The 20,164-nt window shown below is 69.5% G+C and carries 14 protein-coding genes and 1 tRNA gene; 8 read left to right on the top strand and 7 right to left on the bottom strand.

Annotation, left to right across the window (positions count from 1 at the left end):
* Positions 1–220: 220 nt before the first annotated feature.
* Positions 221–1,159, top strand: a complete 939-nt coding sequence (locus ACH49X_RS22620; RefSeq protein WP_357209303.1) for a patatin family protein — start codon at positions 221–223, stop codon at positions 1,157–1,159.
* Positions 1,160–1,717: 558 nt separating this feature from the next.
* On the opposite strand, the gene ACH49X_RS22625 is transcribed toward ACH49X_RS22620, so the two are convergent.
* Positions 1,718–3,652, bottom strand: a complete 1,935-nt coding sequence (locus ACH49X_RS22625; RefSeq protein WP_195080537.1) for a protein kinase — start codon at positions 3,650–3,652, stop codon at positions 1,718–1,720.
* Positions 3,653–3,813: 161 nt separating this feature from the next.
* Positions 3,814–5,196: a protein kinase gene (locus ACH49X_RS22630; RefSeq protein WP_357209304.1), complete on the bottom strand. Its 1,383-nt coding sequence runs from the start codon at positions 5,194–5,196 to the stop codon at positions 3,814–3,816.
* A gap of 192 nt (positions 5,197–5,388) precedes the next feature.
* Here ACH49X_RS22630 and ACH49X_RS22635 point away from each other — a divergent pair, with 192 nt between their 5' ends.
* Positions 5,389–5,733 (top strand): hypothetical protein, encoded by a 345-nt coding sequence (locus ACH49X_RS22635; RefSeq protein WP_357209310.1) that lies wholly within the window; start codon positions 5,389–5,391, stop codon positions 5,731–5,733.
* Between the two features lie 39 nt (positions 5,734–5,772).
* Here ACH49X_RS22635 and ACH49X_RS22640 read toward each other — a convergent pair whose 3' ends face one another.
* From ACH49X_RS22640 to ACH49X_RS22650, 3 genes are all read right to left on the bottom strand, one after another.
* Complete coding sequence (locus tag ACH49X_RS22640) at positions 5,773–7,011, bottom strand: YncE family protein (protein WP_357209305.1); 1,239 nt, start codon at positions 7,009–7,011, stop codon at positions 5,773–5,775.
* A 117-nt stretch (positions 7,012–7,128) separates the two neighbouring features.
* The gene (lat, locus tag ACH49X_RS22645) at positions 7,129–8,472 is read right to left on the bottom strand and encodes an L-lysine 6-transaminase (RefSeq protein ID WP_195080535.1); all 1,344 of its coding nucleotides are present in this window, start codon (positions 8,470–8,472) and stop codon (positions 7,129–7,131) included.
* Positions 8,473–8,536: 64 nt separating this feature from the next.
* Positions 8,537–8,989: an Lrp/AsnC family transcriptional regulator gene (locus ACH49X_RS22650; RefSeq protein ID WP_039796222.1), complete on the bottom strand. Its 453-nt coding sequence runs from the start codon at positions 8,987–8,989 to the stop codon at positions 8,537–8,539.
* A gap of 112 nt (positions 8,990–9,101) precedes the next feature.
* Here ACH49X_RS22650 and ACH49X_RS22655 point away from each other — a divergent pair, with 112 nt between their 5' ends.
* The 4 genes from ACH49X_RS22655 (at position 9,102) to ACH49X_RS22670 (ending at position 13,586) form a co-directional block, all read left to right on the top strand.
* Positions 9,102–10,631 carry an aldehyde dehydrogenase family protein gene (locus tag ACH49X_RS22655; RefSeq protein WP_195080534.1) on the top strand — a complete coding sequence of 510 codons (1,530 nt, stop codon included), beginning with the start codon at positions 9,102–9,104 and terminating at the stop codon, positions 10,629–10,631.
* Between the two features lie 78 nt (positions 10,632–10,709).
* Positions 10,710–10,783: transfer RNA gene (locus ACH49X_RS22660), tRNA-Met, on the top strand.
* Positions 10,784–11,266: 483 nt separating this feature from the next.
* A complete protein-coding gene (locus ACH49X_RS22665) occupies positions 11,267–11,896 on the top strand; it encodes a hypothetical protein (protein ID WP_357209306.1) in 630 nt (209 codons plus the stop codon).
* Positions 11,897–12,128: 232 nt separating this feature from the next.
* On the top strand, positions 12,129–13,586 hold the full coding sequence (locus ACH49X_RS22670) for a subtype B tannase (RefSeq protein WP_323124329.1): 1,458 nt from the start codon (positions 12,129–12,131) through the stop codon (positions 13,584–13,586).
* An 85-nt stretch (positions 13,587–13,671) separates the two neighbouring features.
* Here ACH49X_RS22670 and ACH49X_RS22675 read toward each other — a convergent pair whose 3' ends face one another.
* Entirely contained in the window at positions 13,672–17,145 is a 3,474-nt protein-coding gene (locus ACH49X_RS22675) for an indolepyruvate ferredoxin oxidoreductase family protein (protein WP_357209307.1), read from the bottom strand.
* Between the two features lie 289 nt (positions 17,146–17,434).
* On the opposite strand from ACH49X_RS22675, the gene ACH49X_RS22680 reads away from it, so the two are divergent.
* Both ACH49X_RS22680 and ACH49X_RS22685 read left to right on the top strand, forming a co-directional pair.
* Entirely contained in the window at positions 17,435–17,914 is a 480-nt protein-coding gene (locus ACH49X_RS22680; RefSeq protein ID WP_357209308.1) for a hypothetical protein, read from the top strand.
* Positions 17,915–18,323: 409 nt separating this feature from the next.
* Positions 18,324–19,478, top strand: coding sequence for a lipase family protein (locus ACH49X_RS22685; RefSeq protein WP_397070887.1), 1,155 nt, complete (start codon positions 18,324–18,326; stop codon positions 19,476–19,478).
* A 40-nt stretch (positions 19,479–19,518) separates the two neighbouring features.
* On the opposite strand, the gene ACH49X_RS22690 is transcribed toward ACH49X_RS22685, so the two are convergent.
* On the bottom strand, positions 19,519–20,064 hold the full coding sequence (locus ACH49X_RS22690) for a histidine phosphatase family protein (protein ID WP_067803408.1): 546 nt from the start codon (positions 20,062–20,064) through the stop codon (positions 19,519–19,521).
* Positions 20,065–20,164: the final 100 nt, after the last annotated feature.

Here is a 20,164-nt window from a genome sequence, read left to right on the forward strand (position 1 = left end):
GCCCACTGGGGGGGTGTGCTCCCGGGCGTGGCGGGGGGGGGGGGCGGGGCTACCCCCCCGGCCCCGTTTGGGGGGTATAAAATTTTGCCCCGGGCGCCGGCGGGCACCGGGGGGGGCGCGCACCCGGGGGCCCGCCCCCGCTTCTTTGTTCACGCGGCGGTCCCTCCGTCGTCACGCCGCTGGACCCGAGGCGCATACCACGGTGTCGTATCGTGATCCGGTGACCAGCTCGACAAGCCTCTCCCCTGTCGCGGAGGCGATCCGCGCGCGTCGTGCCACGGGCAGCCGTGCCGACGGTCACCGCCTGGCGCTGGTGGTGGAAGGCGGCGGCAGCCGGGGCGTGTACTCCAGCGGCATGGTGTCCGCGCTGGAAGAGCTCGGACTGGCCGGGGTGTTCGACGCCGTGTACGGCACGTCGGCGGGCGCGATCAACGGCGCCTGGCTGCTGTGCGGGCGCGCGATTCCCGGCATGCGCTCGTGGACCGATCCGGCGATCATGCGCCGCGCCATCGACCCGGCCCGGCTGCTGCGCGGGCGTCCGGCGTTCGATCTGCGCTATCTCGTGCACCAGGTGTACGACGGCGTCGAACCGATGGACTTCGCGGCCATCCTGGCCAACTCCACGACGTTCCATCCGATCGCCACCGACATCCGCACCGGGCTGGCGGTGGATCTGCATCCGCACATCACCGACAAGCGCACGCTGATGCGCGCCTTGCGCGCGTCGGCGGGGCTGCCCCTGCTGGCGGGGCCGCCGGTCGCCCTCGGCGACTCGGCCTTCTTCGACGGTGGGTTGTCCGAGACGGTGCCGATCCGCACCGCGGTCCGTGCGGGCACCACCCTCGCCCTGGTGCTGCGCACCCGGCGCGTGGACGAGAGGCGTCCGCCCGCCTCGCGCCTGCACCAGATCGTCGGCGGCGGTTATATGCGCGCCGTGGCCCCCGGCGCGTACAAGGCCTGGCTCGAACGCCCCCGCCAACAGGACATCGAGGACCGGGCGCTGGCCGATCTCGGCGACTCGGTACTGCAAATCCATCCCCCTATCGGCTCTCCCGACATCGATAGCGCCACCCGCGACACCACGCTGCTGGCAGAGGGCCTGCGCATCGGCCGGCAAGCGGTCCTCAGCGCGCTGTCCGCCGTCATACCCGCCGCCTGATCGCCCGCGGCCACCCGGCATGCGAGCACATCGCGGGCGTGGGCCGTAGCCGCCGAGATCGGTGTCGCGCTCGCCGCGTTTCAACCCACCGGCTACGTCGGGAGCCGACACAATCCCGGTCGGGACACCCGAACTCCGGCGGAAGGCCTCACCGAGCCCGAAGCGGCCTCCATCAATCGAAGCCAGCGCGACCCGCCGAAGGACGCCTCCTACCGGGTGACTCGACCGAGGCCGCCCGACGCGGTCGGCCATGAACCGCCGCGCGCCCCGTCGGCATGTTGTCGTCCTTGCCGGTGACCTGCGCGACCGGATGGCTTCGTAGGGCGGCCATGGTGGTGGTGGGCTGCGGCAAGGCGACGGGGCACTGGGTCGCGGCCATCAGCGCGGCGGTGGACCGGAAGCTCCGTAGAGCCGTGGTGAGCGGGCTGCGGCAAGGCGACAGTGCGCTGGGTCGCGGCCATCAGCGCGGGGGTGGCGTGCGGACCCGCCCACGGCGGCGAGGCGGTCGAGCCGAGAGCGCCCGCTTCGGATCGGCGTGACGCCGCTGCCCGAAGACGCTCAGCCGAGGGCGACTCGCACGCCGTTGGACAGGACGAAGTCGTGGAGTTCCAAGTGGTCGGGAGTGACCGTGGGCGGGAGGTCGAAGACGAGTTGGGTGGTGGCGGACTGGCCGGGGCGCAGCTCGAAGGAGTAGCCGAGGCGCTGTTGGGTGTTCTGCCAGATGGTTGCGGTGGCGTTGTGGTCGAACGGAGTGTTCTGCGCGTCCAGCAGGCGCTGGCCCAGCGGCAGGAACCACTTCGACTCGTCGGAGATGTTGCGCACGGCCAGCGTGACGATCAGGAACGAACCGGCGGCCGTCTGCAATCCGACGCGGGAAACGCCCGCGTCGACCTTCGTCACGACGAACTCGAATTTGCCGTCGCGCACGGGTGTGCCCACCGGCGCCACGGCGGCCGGATCGGTCATCGGAGGTCCGGGCTCCTCCACCGCCACCGCGGCGGGCGGCGGCGTCGGCGCGGGCGTGCCGGAGTCGCCGGCCCTGGTTCCGGCCGCGATCAACGCGACGCAACCAGCCGCGAACGCGAACGGCGTGAGGAACACCACCACCAGCGCGCCGATCAGCTTCGACAGCAGACTCCGCCGACGTCGCTGGACCGGCCGCCGCTGAAGCACAGGCCGCCGACCCGGACGCGGGACCGCTGGAAAGACCTTGCGCGCTTGCGCCCGATACGGCGGAGCGACCGGACCTGGCTTCGGGGACAACACCCGCGCCTGCAACGCGAGCAATCTGTCCTGCCAACCCGGCTGTCCGGCGCCAACGGCATACGGCGCGTTCCGATACCACCCTCGACGTGCTGACGACGGCTGACCCGGATGACCAGGGACCACCTGGGCACGTGCGTATCCACGCACCGATGGATCAGGTGGCGCAACAGCCTGTCCCGGGGCGGGATTCGGACTGGACCAGTCGAGCCTGGTCGCCACGAGCGTCGGCGTCGGAGCTGGCTGCGGCAGAACTTTTGTCGGGGTGGGCGTGCGCCGTCGCTCCGCACCCGGCGGTTCCGAGAACCCATCCGGTCCGGCGGGCCCAGAGGGCGGATTCGGCGAACGACCTTCTCGCGCAGGCGGACCGGCGTCGACTCCGGCACCGGGCGAGGGTGGCGGCACGGCTCGCGAGTCGGCAGCACCGATCGCAACTCGCGCGGCCGCGGCGAATTCCCCTGCGGTCGGATATCTTTCGTCCGGCTCCTTGGCCATGCCCCGAGCGATGACGGCATCGAGGGCGGCGGGGATGCCCACGCACACCGAACCGGCTCTCGGGGGTGCGGCCATCAGGTGCGCGTGCATCTGCTGTGCGGGGTCGGTGTCCCCGTAGGGCCGTGAGCCGGTGAGGCACTCGTAGAGCACACAAGCCAGCGAGTAGACGTCAGCGCGGGCGTCCACCTTGCCGGTGAACCGCTCCGGCGCCATGTACGCCAGCGTGCCGATCGCCATGCCCGTGGTCGTCACGGCGGTCTGGCCGAGCCCGTGCGCGATGCCGAAGTCGATGAGGTAGGTGAAGCCGCTGGGATGGACGACGATGTTCGACGGTTTGACGTCGCGATGCACCAGCCCGAGCCGGTGCGCCACATCGAGCGCCGCCGCGACGTGACCGATGACGCCGACCGCGACGGCCGGGGACAGCCGCCCTTCGGCGAGCAGCTTGCCCGCCAGATCGGCCCCCTCCACGAACTGCATGTCGATGTAGAGGCGGCCGTCGATCTCGCCGAACCGGTGGATGCGGGGTATGTGCGGATCGCGCAGTTGCGCCACCGCTTCGGCCTCACGCTCGAATCGCTTGCGATACCCCGCGGCGGCAGCGAGTTCGGCGGGCAAGAGTTTCAACGCCACCCGGCGTGCGGCCACCAGGTCGTAGGCCAGCCACACCTGCCCCATACCGCCCTTGCCGAGCAATCGCTCCAGACGGTAATTCCCGAACCGCACCTCCCCCATCGCGAACCTCCAGTCACCGTTGACATCTGGCCGACCCGGCCTCCGCACGGAGCGGACATCGGAAATCGGCAGGTCACCGCGCGAACGCCGAAGAAATGGCCTTCTTCGGAGCGTAACCCCGCCCCGCACCGCACACCACTGTGGGCTCGATGACAATCGGTCTACTTGCCGGGTTTGGGCTTGTCCTTGCCGTGTCCCTGGTTCGCGTGGTCCGGCTTGCCACGGCCGCGCTTGTCGCCCGCATCCTGCTGAACCGGCCCGTTCGACTCGTCCACGTCGCGCACGGCGACACCGTCGGACGCGGGGAGAACCGGAAGCCAACTCGGTCGGCCCGCCGACGACGCGGTGCAGGTGAGCGCGAGACCGTCCACGGTGACACTGTGCACGTCGATCGCCGGGTCGCACGGCTGACCCGCGCCGGGCAGGACGACTATGGGGGCGGAGATCGGCGTCGGCGCGGCCGTGGCGTGCGACGGCGGAGCCGACGGTGACGCGTGCTCCTGGCTCGGGGGCGGCAGCGGCGTGGCGGCCGATCCCGCGTCGGCTGTGTCCGGTCGTCCGATCCATAGCGCCCCGGCCACCGCCGCGACGAGCGCCCCGAACGACGCCAGCGCCAGACGCGGCCCGAGCGGTGTGCGCGATCCGGGCGAGGCGGCGGTGGCGGCCACCGCGCGCGGCGGCGGCAGCACGACGGTCGGCACGGCGGAGGCCAGCTCGACCGTGGTGGCGTCCCGGCCGGTCAGCGCTATGTGCGCGGCCGACGCCAGTTCCCCGGCGCTGGACCAGCGCCGGTCCGGGTCTTTCGCCATGCCGCGTGCGATCACCGCGTCGAGCGCGGGCGGGATCGCCGGATCGAACGCCGAGGCCGACGGCGGGGCCTGGAAGAGGTGGGCGCGCAGCAAACGTGGTGGCTCGCCGTCGTCGAACGGCCTGCGCCCGGTCAGGCATTCGAACAGCACACATGCCAGCGAATACTGATCCGAGCGCGGGCCCCCCACCCCGTCGAACCGCTCCGGCGCCATGTAGGCCAGCGTGCCGACCACATTGCCGGTGGCGGTGATCGCGGGCTGGTCGCTGCGGTGCGCGGTGCCGAAGTCGATCAGGTAGACCGTGCCGGCGGGAGTCACCATGATGTTGGACGGCTTCACGTCGCGGTGCACCAGGCCGGCGCGGTGCGCGATGTCGAGCGCGGTGGCCGTCTGCGCGACGATATCGAGCGCGTGCTCGGGATCCAGCCGCCCCGACCGCCGCAGCAAACCGGCCACGTCGGAGCCCTCGATGAACTCCATGTCGATGTACAGGCGACCGTCGAGCTCGCCGAACGAATGGATCGGCACCAGATGCGGCCCCCGCACCTGGGTGGCGAGCCTGGCCTCCCTGGTGAACCGCTGCCGCAATTTCGGGTCCGCCGCGTACGCGCTGGCCAGCAGCTTCAATGCGACCGCACGGTCGGTGGTGGTGTCGTGTGCGAGCCATACCTCGCCGGTGCCGCCGCTGCCCAGCAACCGATCGAGGCGGTAATGGCCGAACCACAGCTCGCCCATATCGATAGAACCTCCCGCTAGCCTTTTCGTCATGATCGAGCTACCCGAAATCCGCATCGGTATCGCGAAACGCGCAAATGCGACGACGCGGTCATCCGATCATGTCCCAGCGAGGCCGGTCGGCGTCGCGGAATTCGGCGGAGCGCTCGCGGGTCTGCCGGACCACCGGCGCGGCGGAACGGCCGAATGCTGATGGAACCGATCGAGATCAACGCGGGCGCCTGGTACTTGCGCGCCCTGCGCGCCGACGACCGCATCGACGACCGCCCCGCCCTGGCCGCGGGTGGCATCACCGAACCGGACTATGTGGCCCGGCGCGGTGCGGGCTGGGCGGAGGAGACGCACTTCTCGTGGGCGGTCTGCGAACCGACCACGGCCGAGCTGGTCGCCGAGATCGGGGTTACGCCCGCGGGTGACGGCACCGCGGCGGTGAGCGGATGGGCGCGTCCTGGCTACGAGGCCGCCTTGGACGCCGGGCTGCGGTCGGTGCACCGTTTCGTCGAAGGCGGTCTCGGGCTGCGTCCGGTCACGTCCTGATCGATCCTTCTCCCGCACCCACGACGACAACCGCCCTGGTCAGCGCATGACGCCGGTGTGCCCCGTGGAGTAGCGGCCCGGCTGCGGCCAAATGGTGAGCCCGTGCGGCCCTTTGCCCACCGGGATGCGCGCAAGCAGTTCCCAGTTGACGATGTCGATCGCGTACACCTCGTCGTGATGCCGGCCGGAGGCCCAGAAGACGCGACCGTCCGGGGAGATGTTGCCCATGTCGGGACTGCCGCCGCCGGGCACGAACCATTTGCGTACCAGCCCGTGCGCCGCGAAATCCCACACCGAGACGCTGCCTTCGTGCCGGTTGGTGATGAGCATCCGCGCGGAGTCCCGGGTGACGTAGAGGCCGTGCGCTCCCTTGCCGGTCGGCACGAAACCGGCGTTGTCGAAGGTGTGCGCGTCGAAGAGATAGACGCCGTCGGCGGTCATGTCGGCGACGAAGAAGGTGTGCCCGTCCGGGGACAGCTTCACGTCCTGCGGCATACCCGAACGACCGCCGGGCAGGTCGACCAGCTTGACGACCTTGCGCTCGGCGACGTCGAAAACCAGCATGCGCCCGGCGAATTCGCACGAGGCCAGGGCGAACCGGCCGTCGGCGGTGAAGTCCATGTGATCGACTCCCGGGCAGTCGGGCACCGCCATGGCGTGCCGCTTCTGCCAGGTTCGCGGATCGTAGAAATCCAGCGACTTGTCCGCCTCCGCGACGACGAGCGCGTACCGGCCGTCCGGCGTGTAGTACATGTTGTAGGGATCGCGTACGGGGAAGGGGTCACCAGGCTTTCCCGTCCTCGGGTCGATGGGCAACAGGCTGCCCCCGCCGATCGGCAGATCATTGGTGACATAGAGGGTCTGCAGGTCGTAGGACGGCACGACGTGCTGCGGTTCCGAGCCGCCCGCCGGGAAAGTGTCGATCACCTGGAAGGTCTCCGGGTCGATCACAGAGACCGTGTTCGACCGGCTGTTGGGGACGTACACGAGCGAGCGATGGCCGGCCACGGCGGGGCTGAGTTCCCGGTCGGCCACGTACACGTCGGTCGGTGAGAGCGGCGGCGGCATCCCCGGCAGCAGATCGGTCATGTGGGGTGGAAGCGCTGCCGTGGTGGGGGCCGCCGCGGCGGCCGGAGTCGCCATCGCGGTCGAGGCGGTCCGGCTCTGTTCGGTGCCCACCGTGCCCGCGTCGCCGGCCGCGCAGCCGGCCGACGCCGACAACAGCAGCGCGGCCACGAGGTGGGGCGCGCGGCACCGGTACATCCGCTGTCGTTTCACGCGCCGCGCCCTGCCGGAGCGTGGTGAAGACGAGAGGCCATGGGTGCGAAGCCTAGGGGCCGGATCCGGCATTCCGGCGCACCCGCGCCGGAGTGCACCGGAATGTCCGGATCGCCCCTACGTGCGCTGTTCGAGGCTGCTCAGGACCCGATCCAGTGCGTCGACGGCCTCGTCCAGTTCGGCGCCGGTGACCGTCAGCGGAGGACGGAACCGGATGCCCCGTTCGCCGGTGCCCAGGATCAGCACGTGCTCGCGCTCGCGCAGCGCGGTGAGCACCTCGTCGCGCAACAGCGGCGACGACAGAGTGATCGCGCACATCAGGCCGCGCCCGCGCGGCTCGCTGACATCGGCGTGCCGGGCGGCCAGGTCGCCCAGCCGTTCGAGCAGGTGCGCCCCCAGCGCCCGGGACCGTTCGATCAGCGCGTCCTGCTCGAGCACCTCCAGGGTGCGCCTGCTGCGCACCATGTCGGCCAGGTTGCCGCCCCAGGTGGAATTGAGCCGGGAGCTGACCGTGAACACGTTGTCGGGCACCTCGTCCACGCGTCCGCCCGCCATGACGCCGCACACCTGGGTCCGCTTGCCGAACGCGACGACGTCCGGCGCCAAGCCGAGTTGCTGGTAGGCCCATGCGGTTCCGGTCATGCCGACGCCGGTCTGCACCTCATCCAGCACGAACAGCGCGTCGTTCTCGTGACACAGCCGCTGCACGGCTTGCAGGAACTGCGGACGCAGATGCCGGTCGCCGCCCTCGCCCTGGATCGGTTCGGCGATGAAACACGCGATGTCGTAAGGATTCTGCTCGAATGCCCGCCGTATCCGGGCGAGTGAGTCGGCCTCCGCCTCCTCGACGTCGAACGCGTCGGTGAGATAGGGCGACTCGATCCGCGGCCAGTCGAACTTCGGGAAGCGCGCGGTCTTCACCGGATCTGTGTTGGTGAGCGACATGGTGTACCCGGTGCGGCCGTGGAACGCGCCGGTCAGATGCAGCACTTTGGCACCGAGTTCCGGTGCGCGGCCATGTGCTTCGTTGTGCCTGCTCTTCCAGTCGAACGCGATCTTGAGGGCGTTCTCCACGGCGAGGCCGCCGCCATCGATGAAGAACAGGTGCGGTAGCCGCGGGTCGCCGAGCACCCGCACGAACGTCTCGACGAAGCGGGCCATCTCGACGGTGTACACGTCGGAGTTGCTCGGCTTGTTCACCGCCGCGGCGAGCAGCTCGGCCCGGAACTGCGCGTCCTCGGCGAGGGCGGGATGGTTCATGCCCAGCGCGTTGGAGGCGAAGAACCCGAACATGTCCAGGTAGGGGCTGCCGTCGCGTTCGTCGACGAGGCGGCAGCCGCGGGAACGGTTGAGGTCGAGTACCAAGTCGAAGCCGTCGGCCAGGATGCTCGCCGACAAGATCTCGTGGACCCTGGCGGCGGGGGTGACCGCCGGGCGGGTGCGTTCCAGTTCGATGGTCACGCCCTGAGGGTACGTAAAAATTTACGGAACCTCTACAACAAAGCGTATTAATTACACAGAATCGTCACCTGTCATAGAATGTCTGCAAGATGATGGTGCTCCGGGTGCGCACGTTGGCGGTGGCTCTGATCTCTTGGAGCAACTGCTCGAGGTGCCGCGGAGACGCCACGCGCACCAGCAGGATGTAGCTCTCCTCACCGGCCACCGAGTGGCAGGCCTCGATGCCGGGGATGTGCTGCAGCACCGCGGGGGCGTCATCGGGTTGCGACGGATCGAGAGGAGTGATCGCGACGAATGCCGACAGCAGCTGGCCGAGCGCTTCGGGATCGACGTGCGCGGTGTACCCGCGGATCACGCCGCGCGCCTCTAATCGGCGGACCCGTGACTGCACCGCGGACACCGACAGACTCGCCTTCTCGGCCAGGTTCGACAAAGTGGCCCGTCCATCGGCCATCAGTTCACGAATCAGCAGGCGATCGATGTCATCGAGTACGGGTCTTGCCGGTGTATCCGCCATCAGCGAAGGCTAACTCAGGCAGCCCGCCTCGTGTCCGGAACCTCATCTCCATCCTCCCGCTATGTGGGACAGACACGCCGCGACGCGGCCGAAAGGTACGGCGGAACAACACATGACCGAGGTACTCGACGATCAGGCCACCGAGCGTCTCGCCGCCCGCGCGGAGGCGGTGTTGCGCCAATTGGGCGCGCCGGCACCGGAACCCGGCGATCTGCTCGCTCGCACTCCGATCACCGGAGGGCAGCTGACCACCTTGCGGTCCAGTTCGCTCGACGAGGTAGACGCCGCGATCGGCCGGGCCGCTAGCGCCTTCCGGACCTGGCGCACGGTTCCTGCGCCCGTTCGGGCCGGGGTCGTGCGCGGCCTCGGCAGGCTGCTCACCGAACACAAGGACGATCTCGCCGAACTCGTCACGCTCGAGGCGGGCAAGATCCCCGCCGAGGCCGCGGGTGAAGTGCAGGAGATGATCGACATCTGCGAATTCGCCGTCGGTCTGTCCAGGCAGCTGTACGGCCACACCATGCCTTCGGAGCGTCCCGGCCACCGGTTGATGGAGACCTGGCATCCGCTCGGCGTGGTCGGGGTGATCTCGGCGTTCAACTTCCCGGTCGCGGTCTGGGCATGGAATACGGCGATCGCGCTGGTCTGCGGCGACACCGTGGTGTGGAAGCCGTCGGAGACGACGCCGCTGACGGCGCTGGCCTGCCACGCGCTGCTGCGGCGCGCGGCGTGCGAGGCGGACGCGGATCCGGAGATCCACCAGTTGATCCAGGGCGCGAGCGCCGTCGGCTCCCGTCTCGTCGATGACGCACGGGTGGCGCTGGTGAGCGCGACCGGCTCGGTGCGGATGGGCCGGTTGGTGGCGCCGCGGGTGGCCGAGCGGCTCGGGCGCTGCCTGCTCGAACTGGGCGGCAACAACGGCGCGATCGTCACCGCCTCCGCTGACCTCGACCTCGCGGCGCGGGCCATCGTGTTCGCCGCGGCGGGCACGGCCGGGCAACGCTGCACCACGTTGCGGCGGCTGATCGTGCACCGCGGCGTGGCGGGCCCCCTGCTGGACCGGCTCGAGCGGGCGTACCGGCAACTGCCGGTGGGCGATCCGTTCGACGACGGCGTGCTGGTCGGACCGCTGATCGACGGCAAGGCCTACACCGGGATGCGCGCGGCGCTGGACAAGGCCGTGACCGACGGCGGCGAACTGGTCTGCGGCGGTGAGCGAGTCGAGGGATTCGGCGACGACGCCTACTACGTCCGGCCCGCCATCGTGCGCATGCCCGCCCAGACCGCGGTGGTGCGGGAGGAGACCTTCGCGCCGATCCTGTACGTGCTCACCTACGACGACTTCGATCGCGCGATCGCCATGCACAACGAAGTGCCGCAGGGCCTGTCCTCGGCCATCTTCACCACCGACCAGCGCGAGGCCGAGCGTTTCCTCGCCGCCGACGGATCCGATTGCGGGATCGCCAATGTCAACATCGGCACCTCCGGCGCCGAGATCGGCGGCGCCTTCGGCGGCGAGAAGCAGACCGGCGGCGGCCGCGAATCCGGCTCGGACTCGTGGAAGGCGTACATGCGCCGAGCCACCAACACCGTCAACTACTCCACCGACCTTCCCCTCGCCCAAGGCATCGAATTCGGCTGATCCGAGACCGCAAATATGCCGCCCTACCAGCACGATTGGGTTGTTCGCTCCCCTGTTGTGTAGTGTTGTCCCTACCGACGCGGGGTGGAGCAGCTCGGTAGCTCGCTGGGCTCATAACCCAGAGGTCGCAGGTTCAAATCCTGTCCCCGCTACTACGAAACGGCTCGGAGCAGATCGCTCCGGGCCGTTTCTCTTTTGCCGGACCAGTCAGTCGGTACGGCAGCCGCGATCCGAGCCGGAGCAGCGCGCAGAGCGCTCGCCTCCGGACCGGGCCGGGGCGGAAAAAGCAGGGATGTCGCATACCGCGACATGTCGCATATTTGCCCGATCTCTGTCCTGCAGATCACAGCGGAATACCCGGCGGAATAACCCGCCGCATACCCATCGCCGCCGACCTTTGCAAAGCACTAGTTAAAAGATGGTTACAGCGCGGCCCTGCATTGGTGACGCCCGAGTTGTCGTGTCACGATGCTTTCCGGTCACCCGGACAATTCATCCCGAAGTGTTCTCCCGCAGGCAACCCCCGGTTCCATCACCGCACCCGGCTTGTCTCCTTCGGCGTGTTCGTAATGATTCGATCGCCAATGTCGGCCATCTCTGCGTGCAACGACGACAATTTGTGAGGAAAGTTCCGCGTGAGTGATTTCTGGAATGTGAGCACGTCTTCGGCGTGTCTGGGCGTCGGCATTTCGTTGTTCGGCGTCGTCGCCTACCTGGCGGGGATACTGGAGGGCAACACCAGGCCGCGCATCGCATCGTGGGCGGCCTGGTGCACCGCGAACACCGTGTTCGCAGTGGTGGCGTACCTCGATGGCGGCTATCTCGCCGCGGCCATCAACGCCGCGGCGGCGGCCATGAACGCGGCGGTCATCGCCGTCGGCCTCACCCGCGGGTCCGGTCTGCGACCGGAGGACAATATCGATTGGGCCTGCCTGGTTTCTTCGATCGCGTGCGTGCTGGTGACGGTCGGTGTATCGGAAAAGGCGTTCGGCGCGCTGTTCGCGATCTGCGCGAATCTCATCGCCACCATTCCGACGCTCCGGCACGTGTGGTCCGAACCGCGTGAGGAAACCTGGCAGACGTTCGCCGCGAACGCACTCGCCAACAGCCTCGGATTGCTCGGCGTGCTGATGGTGAGCGGCTTCGAATTCGCGTCCATCGCCGGGCCGATGATTTCCACGGCGGGCAATGCCGTTCTGGTCGCGCTTGCCGTCGGCCGTGCGCGAACAGCCGATGCGGCGACGGCGCCGGTGAAAGTCGGCTGATCGGCTGCGCTCGCTCAGCCTCGATGCGGTCATCGACCGCCGACCGGCAGGTCGCGCCCGGCGCCCGTCTTCCGGCGCGCGTCGGGCGCAGCAGCGCACGTGCGCGGCGTCCGCTACCGCTATCCTTCGATCTCAGCGACCCGATGACCAGCTGATTCGTTCCGGGCAAGAGTTCTGTCGCCGCTACGGCCGCGACACCGAACGGCTTGCCACGAATGCGAAGGAGAGAGCTGTGCGGCGCAGGGCGATGCTCGAAGGGTGTGCGGCGGCGGTCGCCGTGCCGATGTTCGCCGCCTGCGGCCTGTTGGACGGCGACGCGCGAGCGGTGGACGAGTTGGCCTTCGACCCCGACGACTTCACGACGCGGAAGAAGACCGTCGCCACCTTCGAGCGGGACAAGAAGGTGACCTATCGGTTCTACGACAACGTCGTCTACGTGGCGAAGCCGGTGGACAAGACGTATCAGAGCTTGAACATCAGCGTCCCTGTCGAGATCGAGGGAAATTCCGTCGACGCGAGCAGAGCTCCGATCCTCTTCAGCAACTCCGTCGGCGGATACCTGTCGTCGGCGGCGAAGAACGACGAGCCGGACGGCGGGGCGAACCGCAACCGCGACCTCGCGCTCGCGGCCGGTTATGTCGTGGTCGAGCCCGGTGTGCGCGGGCGCGACCTGGTCTCACCCGACGCCACGAATTACGGCGTGGCCCCCGCGGCCATCGTGGATCTCAAGGCCGCGGTCCGATACCTCCGGCACAATTCCGGCCGGGTTCCGGGAAACACCGACCGGATCGTAGCCACCGGGGTCAGCGCGGGCGGCGCGCTGTCCGCGCTGCTCGCCGCCTCCGCCGACAACCGGATGTACGACCGGTATCTCGCCGAACTCGGCGCGGCGGACGCGAGCGACGCCGTTTTCGCCGCCGCTCCCTACTGCCCGATCACCGACCTGGAACACGCGGACATGGCTTACGAGTGGAACTGGGGCGCCAACCCCGTGCGCTCCGGCGAATTCGACGCGACGGCCTCGCACGATCTGAGCACGGCGTTCCCGGACTACCAGGCCGCACTGGAACTGCAGGGCGGGGACGGCTTCGGGCTCATCACGGCCGCCAACTACGGCAACTACCTGGTGCGCACCTATCTGGAACCGGCGGCGACCAAGTATCTGCACGCCCTGCCCGACGCCGACCGTTCGAGTTACTTGGCGGCCAACACCTGGATCACGTGGTCGGGCGACCGGGCGGAGTTCACTTGGCCGAACTTCCTCGCCCACGTGGGCGAGCGGAAGAAAGGCGTGCCCGCGTTCGACGCTTTCGACCTGTCCTCGGCCGAGAACAACCTTTTCGGTTCCGGCAACGTCAAGGCCAGGCATTTCACCCTCTTCAGCCTGCGGAAAGCGACGGGTGACCCGGGGGCGGTCCTCGACAGCGACCTGCCCGAGAAGATCAGCATGATGAACCCGATGTTCTTCCTCCGGCAGCGCAATCCCGCCCGGGCGAAGCACTGGTGGATTCGCGTCGGCACCAAGGACACCGACGCGTCGCTGACCATTGTGGGCAATCTCGCCGCGAGTCTGGCGAATCTGGGTGACCAGGTCGACGCCGCGATGTATTGGGACGCGGGACACGCCAGCAATGAGGACGCGGCGGATTTCGTCGCGTGGATCGGCAAGGTCACCGGTTACACGGCGTGAGGCGTTTGCCGAGCGGCGAAGACCTGCCGAGGCGTCGATCCGAGCACCCACGCCGCGCCCGCCCACCCCGCGGGCCGCGCAGCCGCTAGCAGCGCGGCGGCTCGATACCGAGTTCCCGCAGGCGTTCGGCGTAGTCGGCGACGTTGGCGAGCTTGATGTCCTCATATCCGCGCACCACGTCGGCGAGGGCCGCCGCACGCACCGCGCGGTCGTAGCCCGATCGGTCCAGCGCCTCCGCGAGGTCTGTCACCATCGCGGTGTAGTGCGCCCGCAACTCGCGTTCTACGCGTCGCACGTGCGCGTATCCGAACGGATCGAGCTTGGTGCCGCGCAGGCGTTTGCCCTTGGCGAGCAAGCGCAGGGCGAAGTGGCTGCCCGGCCCCATCCCGATCTTGTCCTTGCGTCCCAGCGCGCGCAGGACCGGCGGGTGCAGCCGATAGGTGAGATTCGCCCCGTCGGGCACCTGCGCGGCGACCTCGGCCAGGAACGCCGGATCGGTGAGCAGGCGCGCCACCTCGTACTCGTCCTTGTACGCCGTGAATTTGTACAGCCCGCGCGCCACCTGTTCGCTGAACTCGGTGCGGTCGGTCACCCGGCGCTCGGCAGCCCATACGCGTTGCATCGTGGCGACGTAGTCGCGCGCCACCGCGACGCTCTGGAAGCCGATCAGTTCGACGGCCCGCAGCTCGACCAGCCGCCGCGTCTCGCCCGTCGCGGTCAGCCCGTCGAACAGGTCCGCGGGCACCTCCACAGGGGTGGGTTCGGTCGTGCGGCGGGTGGTGGCCGCGGCGAACTCATCGGGCCGCGCGATCGCGACCCGGCCCCAGCGGAAGGCCGCGAGGTTGGCGTCCACGGCAACGCCGTTGATCTCGATGGCCTCCTCGATCGCCCAGCCGGGCAGCCGCAGACCGCCGGTCTCGTAGGCGGCGCCGACCAGCAGGAAGTTCGCGGCGGCGGTGTTGCCGAAGAGCGCCTCCGCGGCGGCGAGGGCGTCGAAGGACCGCACCGAACGCGAAACCTGTTCCAATCGCCGCAGCAGCACCCCCTCGCCGGGATAGGTGACGGACCGGTCGTAGACCATGTCCCCGGTCGGGGTCTTGCTGGTGGACGCGACCGAGACGGTCGTCGCGGCACTGCCGTAGGCCAGATTCTTGTTGTCGGTGGCGGCCAGCAGATCGAAGGCCACGATGCAGTCGGCGGAGGCGGGGGCCAGCCGGTTGGCCGGTTCCAGCGCGCCGACGGCGAAACGCAGGTGCGAGACCACCGGCCCGGCCTTCTGACTCATGCCGATCTGGTCCAGGCTCGCCACCTCGTACCCGGCGCGCATCGCGGCGGTCGCCAGGACCTGGTTGACGGTGACGATGCCGGTGCCGCCGATGCCGGCGAGGAAGACGTTCTGCGTGGTCGCCGGCGGTTCGTGCACGAGTTCCGGCAGCCGCGGCGGCCGCGGCGCGCGACCGGCTCCGCGCGGCTTCCGCTCGGCCGGATCGGGCAGCTCCACCGTGACGAACGCGGGACAGTCGCCCTTCAGGCAGCTGTAGTCGGTGTTGCACGAGGTCTGGTCGATCCGCGTCTTGCGTCCGAACTCGGTGTCCACCGGCTGCACCGACAGGCAGTTGCTCTGGACACCGCAGTCACCGCAGCCTTCGCACACCGCCTCGTTGACGACCACCCGGGTGCGGCGCACCGGCAGGGCGCCGCGCTTGCGCTGCCGTCGCGCGTCGGCCGCGCAGTGCTGGTCGTAGATCAGCACCGTGACGCCGGGGACCTCGCGCAGCGCGCGCTGCGCTTCGTCGAGCCGGTCGCGGTGCCACAGCGAGGTGCCGGGCGCGAGATCGCGCTTGCGGTAGCGCTCTGGCTCGTCGGCGCAGACGATGATGCGCCGGACGCCCTCGATCGCGAGCTTGTGGGTGAGCATCGGCACCGTGAGCGCGCCCTCGGCGTGCTGCGCGCCGGTCATCGCGACCACGTCGTTGTGCAGCAGCTTGAACGTGATGTTCACGCCCGCGGCGACGCACGCCTGCACGGCGAGCTGGCCGGAGTGGAAATACGTTCCGTCGCCGATGTTCTGGAACAGGTGCGGCACGTCGGTGAACGGCGCCTGGCCGATCCACTGTGCGCCCTCCCCGCCCATCTGGGTGAGCCCGGTGACCTTGCTGTCGCTACGGCCGGACATGGTCACCAACGTGTGGCAGCCGATGCCGCCGCCCGCCAGCGAGCCCTCCGGGACAGCGGTGGAACGGTTGTGCGGGCAACCGCTGCAGAAGTAGGCCGCGCGCTTGGCGGGCAGCACCGACAGCGACAGCGGCTGCGGCAGCGGGCGTTTCAGTTCGAGGCGCCCGTCGAGCAGGCGGCGCAGCGGCGCGGCGATGCGTCCCGAGGTCAGTTCGCCGTCGGCGGCGAACAGCGGGCGGCCGGCGTGATCGCGCTTGCCGAGGATCTCGGGTGCGCCCGCGACGCCGTAGAGGATGTCGCGAATCTGGGTCTCGATGAACGCGGTCTTGTCCTCGACGACGATCAGCCGGTCGAGCCCGGCGGCGAACTCCCGGACCCGGTCCGGCGCGACGGGATACGGCATTCCGATGCGCAGCAGGCGGATACCCGCGCCGTACAGAGCGTCGTCGTCGGCGCCGAGGTCGAGCAGCGCTTGGCGGACCGCGTCGAAGGTGGTGCCGGTGGCGGCGATGCCGAGCGTGGCGCGGGCCGGGTCGACCTCGATCACGTCGAGCCCGTTGCGGGTGCTGTAGGCGCGCACCAGCTCCCAGCGGGGGCCGTAGAGGTCGGCCTCGGCGAGCAGGCTGTCGGCCGGCGCGGCCATCGGACGCTGCCGGTAGTAGAATCGCCGCCCTTCCCACTCGATTTCGGGCACGACGATATCGATGTCACCCACCGAACCGTCCACGGTCCACGCGCCGTCGGCGACGTCGGCGACGATCTTCATGGCCACCAGGCAGCCCGACGCGCGCGAGAGGGCGACGCCGTGCAGGCCCATGGTGACGACCTCGCGGGCGTTGCGCGGGAACAGCACGGGAATGTTCATCGCGGCCAACGAGCGCTCACTCACCGCGGGCACGGTGGAGGACTTGGCCGCCGGATCGTCACCGACCAGCAGCAGGACGCCGCCGCGCGGATTCACCCCGTACATGTTGGCGTGGCGCAGCGCGTCGGTCGCGCGGTCGAGGCCGGGGCCTTTGCCGTACCAGACGCCGACGACGCCGTCGTGGGTCGGCCTCCCCGCGGGCAGATCCGCCTGGCTGCCCCACACGGAGGTCGCGGCCAGTTCCTCGTTCAATCCCGGGACGAACGAGATGTCGTGCTCGGCGAGCACCTCCGGCATGCCGGACAGCATCTTGTCGACGCCGCCGAGCGGACTGCCCTGATACCCGGACACGAACGTGCCCACCCGCCGCCCGGCGCGCAGATCGCGCACATGCTGCTCGACCAGCTGCCGCGCGATGGCCTGCACGCCGGTGAGGACAACGGTCCCCGAGCCGACGCGGTAACGGTCGGCCAGGTCGTAGGCAGCCGCGGTCAGATCGCGGTCGGCGAGCTCGGTCATAGGGATCCACCCGTCTGCCCGGCGCCGGTCCGGCGCTGAGCCTTGTTGAGCACTTGTTGCCGATATCGTGGTCCTGAAGAACTGAACGCACAACCTTTACGTGTCAAATTGAGCAGTATGCACATTCAAGAGGTACTCGGATGCGCACGAGCTAAGCACAGTGCGAGGTGCATGTGACGACGCGCACACCACCGCGGCGCGTCGATCCGGCCGTCCGCCGGTGAGCCGCACCCGTGCCACACCGCGCATCCTCCGCCGCACGCGCGCCCACCTGTGTGAAGGTGGAAAGGTGGCACTGCGCAGGATGGGCACGGCGATCGTCGCCGCTCTGACCTTCGGAACGCTGACCGCGTGCGGGCAGCAAGCGGACCCGGCCGTGCCCGCCACCGCGGAGCGCACCGAGGAAGCGGCGGCGGGAATGCCTGCCGACCCGGGACCACGGCGATTCGCGGGCGGGACGATGGTCGTCATCCCGCATGCCGCGGATCTGGAATCCAGTTCGGCACTGCCCTTCTCGCAGTACGACACCGAGGACGGGACGGACAAGCTCGGCATCCACATCCCCGGCCCGGTCGGCTGTCCGAGCATCGGGTTCACCGCGCGGGTGGAGGAATCCGCCGACCGGGTGAACGTGCGGCTGATCCACGGTCTGCATCGCGGCATGCCGCCGTGCCAGGGCGCGAACCCGGAGCAGAAGCGCGAGTACGGCGTGGTCGTCGTGGACCTGCAACGCCCGCTGGGCGGACGGACGGTGCTCAGCTTCACATGAGCCACACGACGAGGGGCAGGGCCGACGCGCGACCGGGTAGGCCGCCCCCGTTAGTGATCTTGTCGAATGGCGAGCCCCGGGCATTGTGAGTTGTCCGGTTCGTCTGTTCCGGTGCGGCGCCAGGCGGGGGTCGGGCGCTATTTTCGCAGCGGATGGTGCCGCCTTCGCGGCTACCGGCGGTCCCGGAGTCGAAGGAGGTGCGGCAGTCCGCCATGATCGACTCAGGGTCGCTGCGGCGGCGGTTCCTTCCGCTCTGCCCCGCAGCGAAGGTTCGCTGCGGCTTTCCGTGTAGTGCCGATCCGTCCGAAGCACTGGCGCCGTGGCCGGCAGGCCGCGCGACGGTGGGTCGGTGACGGCTGACTTTCGAAGGAAACCCGTGTCCAGAGTTCCGTTCCGGATCGCGATCCTGCTGGTGAGCATCGTCTCGCTGGGCCTGCTCGGCCTGCCAGCGACGGCTCAGCCCCTGTATCCCACTCCTGATCCCGACCCCTTCTACGCGGCGCCGCCCGACCTGGGGGCGCTCGCCCCCGGCGACGTCGTGCGGGCCCGCAGGATCGACACCGGTATGTATGTCGGGACCGAGGGCTGGCAAGTGGCATTCCGCTCCACGAATTCGCAGGGCAACCCCGTCATGGGCATCACGACCGTCCTGATGCCCGCCGGTGTGAAGAACCCGCCGCTGGTCTCCTACCAGGCGCTGATCAATTCGCTCGGCACCCAGTGCAATCCGTCGCGCTCGCTGTTCAACGGCGAACTGCAGGACGCGGTCGGCGCGATGCTGCCCATCGGACGCGGATGGGCGATCTCGCTGCCGGACTATCTCGGCCCTACCTCCGCCTACGGCGCGGCGCGCCTGGCCGGCATGATGACCCTCGACAGCGTCAGGGCCGTTCGCAAGGTCGCCGAACTCGGGTTGTCCGACTCTCCCGTCGCCATAGCGGGCTACTCCGGCGGCGGCATGGCCACCGCGTGGGCCGCCGCCATGCAGCCCACCTACGCTCCGGATCTGAAGCTCACCACCGCCGTTGCCGGCGGCATCCCCGCCGATCTGGAGGAAATGGCGATGTCGCTCGGCTTCGAGCCGCACCCCGGGTTCGGCCTGGCTTTCGCCGCCGCCATGGGGCTGGAACGGGAGTACCCGGATCGGCTGCCGATCTCGGATCAGCTCAACGAGAACGGTCTGTGGTTCCGGGAATTCACTCACGACGCCTGCCGCAGGTTCCTGCTCTTCCACGGCGCCTTCCGCAGCGCGGAGCAGATGGCGGCGTCCAAGAGCCTGATGGACAGCCCGGAGGCGCACGCGGTGCTGCGCGAGAACAGCCTGCGGTACTTCGACGGCGTGCCGGCCGTGCCGACCTATCTGTGGCAGGGCCGGTTCGACGAACTCACCTTCTACAAACCCGTCGCCGAGGTCGCCGACCGGTACTGCAAGGCGGGTGCGCCGGTGACGTTCCACACCGTCGACATCTCCGAGCACATGACCGCGGCGGCCGCCGGATTCACGGACGCGTGGAACTACGTGGAGGCCAGGTTCCGCGGCGAACCCGCACCGACCAGCTGCTGAACCCGATCGAAGCGGCCCGGGAGTGCCTGTCCCGGGCCGCTCAGGCGGTGAAGTGCAATGTCCATTCGCCGCGATAGTGCAGGCGGGTGACGCTGCCGGGAGGGATGTCGATCCGCCAGAACGATTTCGGCGGGGCGTCCAGCGTCACCAGCAGCGCGGCCCGCACGACCGCCGGGTGGGTGACCGCGATCGTGGACACCGACCGCGCGGCGACCTCGGCCATCCACAGCCTGGTCCGTTCGATCACGTCCAGCACGGATTCGCCGCCGTGCCCGCGGAACGCCGGGTCGGTCAGCCAGGCATAGAGTTCGTCCTGGGGCACCGACATCAGTTCGCCGCCGCGCCAGGCGCCCGCGTCCAGGTCGCGCAGCCGGTTGTCCTCCTCGCCCGGCAATCCCAGCAACGCGGCGGTCTCCACCGTCCTGCGTTCCGGGCCGGTGAGCACCCGCTGGGCGGTGAGCGGGCCGCACCCGGCCACCGCCCGCCTGCCCGCCTCGGTGAGCGATTCGTCGACCGGGAAACGTGCTTTCCGCATCGCCTCGGTCATCCCATGGCTGACCAGGTCGAGTCTGAGCACCTTTTGCACCTGTCGAAGCGTACGGGCCGCCCTCGGCGGACGCTGTTCGTTTGCTCGCGGGTTCGGTCGCGAATCGGTACCGGCGTGCTTGTCGGTGCGCCGGTGCACA

This window comes from Nocardia sp. NPDC019323 (assembly GCF_044389845.1).
Lineage (GTDB): Bacteria > Actinomycetota > Actinomycetes > Mycobacteriales > Mycobacteriaceae > Nocardia > Nocardia implantans.

Coding starts and splice junctions, on each gene's coding strand:
- ACH49X_RS22625 (WP_195080537.1), bottom strand. CDS start 3,652: ATGGGGGAGGTGCGGTTCGGGAATTACCGTCTGGAGCGATTGCTCGGC.
- ACH49X_RS22630 (WP_357209304.1), bottom strand. CDS start 5,196: ATGGGCGAGCTGTGGTTCGGCCATTACCGCCTCGATCGGTTGCTGGGC.
- ACH49X_RS22635 (WP_357209310.1), top strand. CDS start 5,389: ATGGAACCGATCGAGATCAACGCGGGCGCCTGGTACTTGCGCGCCCTG.
- ACH49X_RS22650 (WP_039796222.1), bottom strand. CDS start 8,989: ATGGCGGATACACCGGCAAGACCCGTACTCGATGACATCGATCGCCTG.
- ACH49X_RS22655 (WP_195080534.1), top strand. CDS start 9,102: ATGACCGAGGTACTCGACGATCAGGCCACCGAGCGTCTCGCCGCCCGC.
- ACH49X_RS22675 (WP_357209307.1), bottom strand. CDS start 17,145: ATGACCGAGCTCGCCGACCGCGATCTGACCGCGGCTGCCTACGACCTG.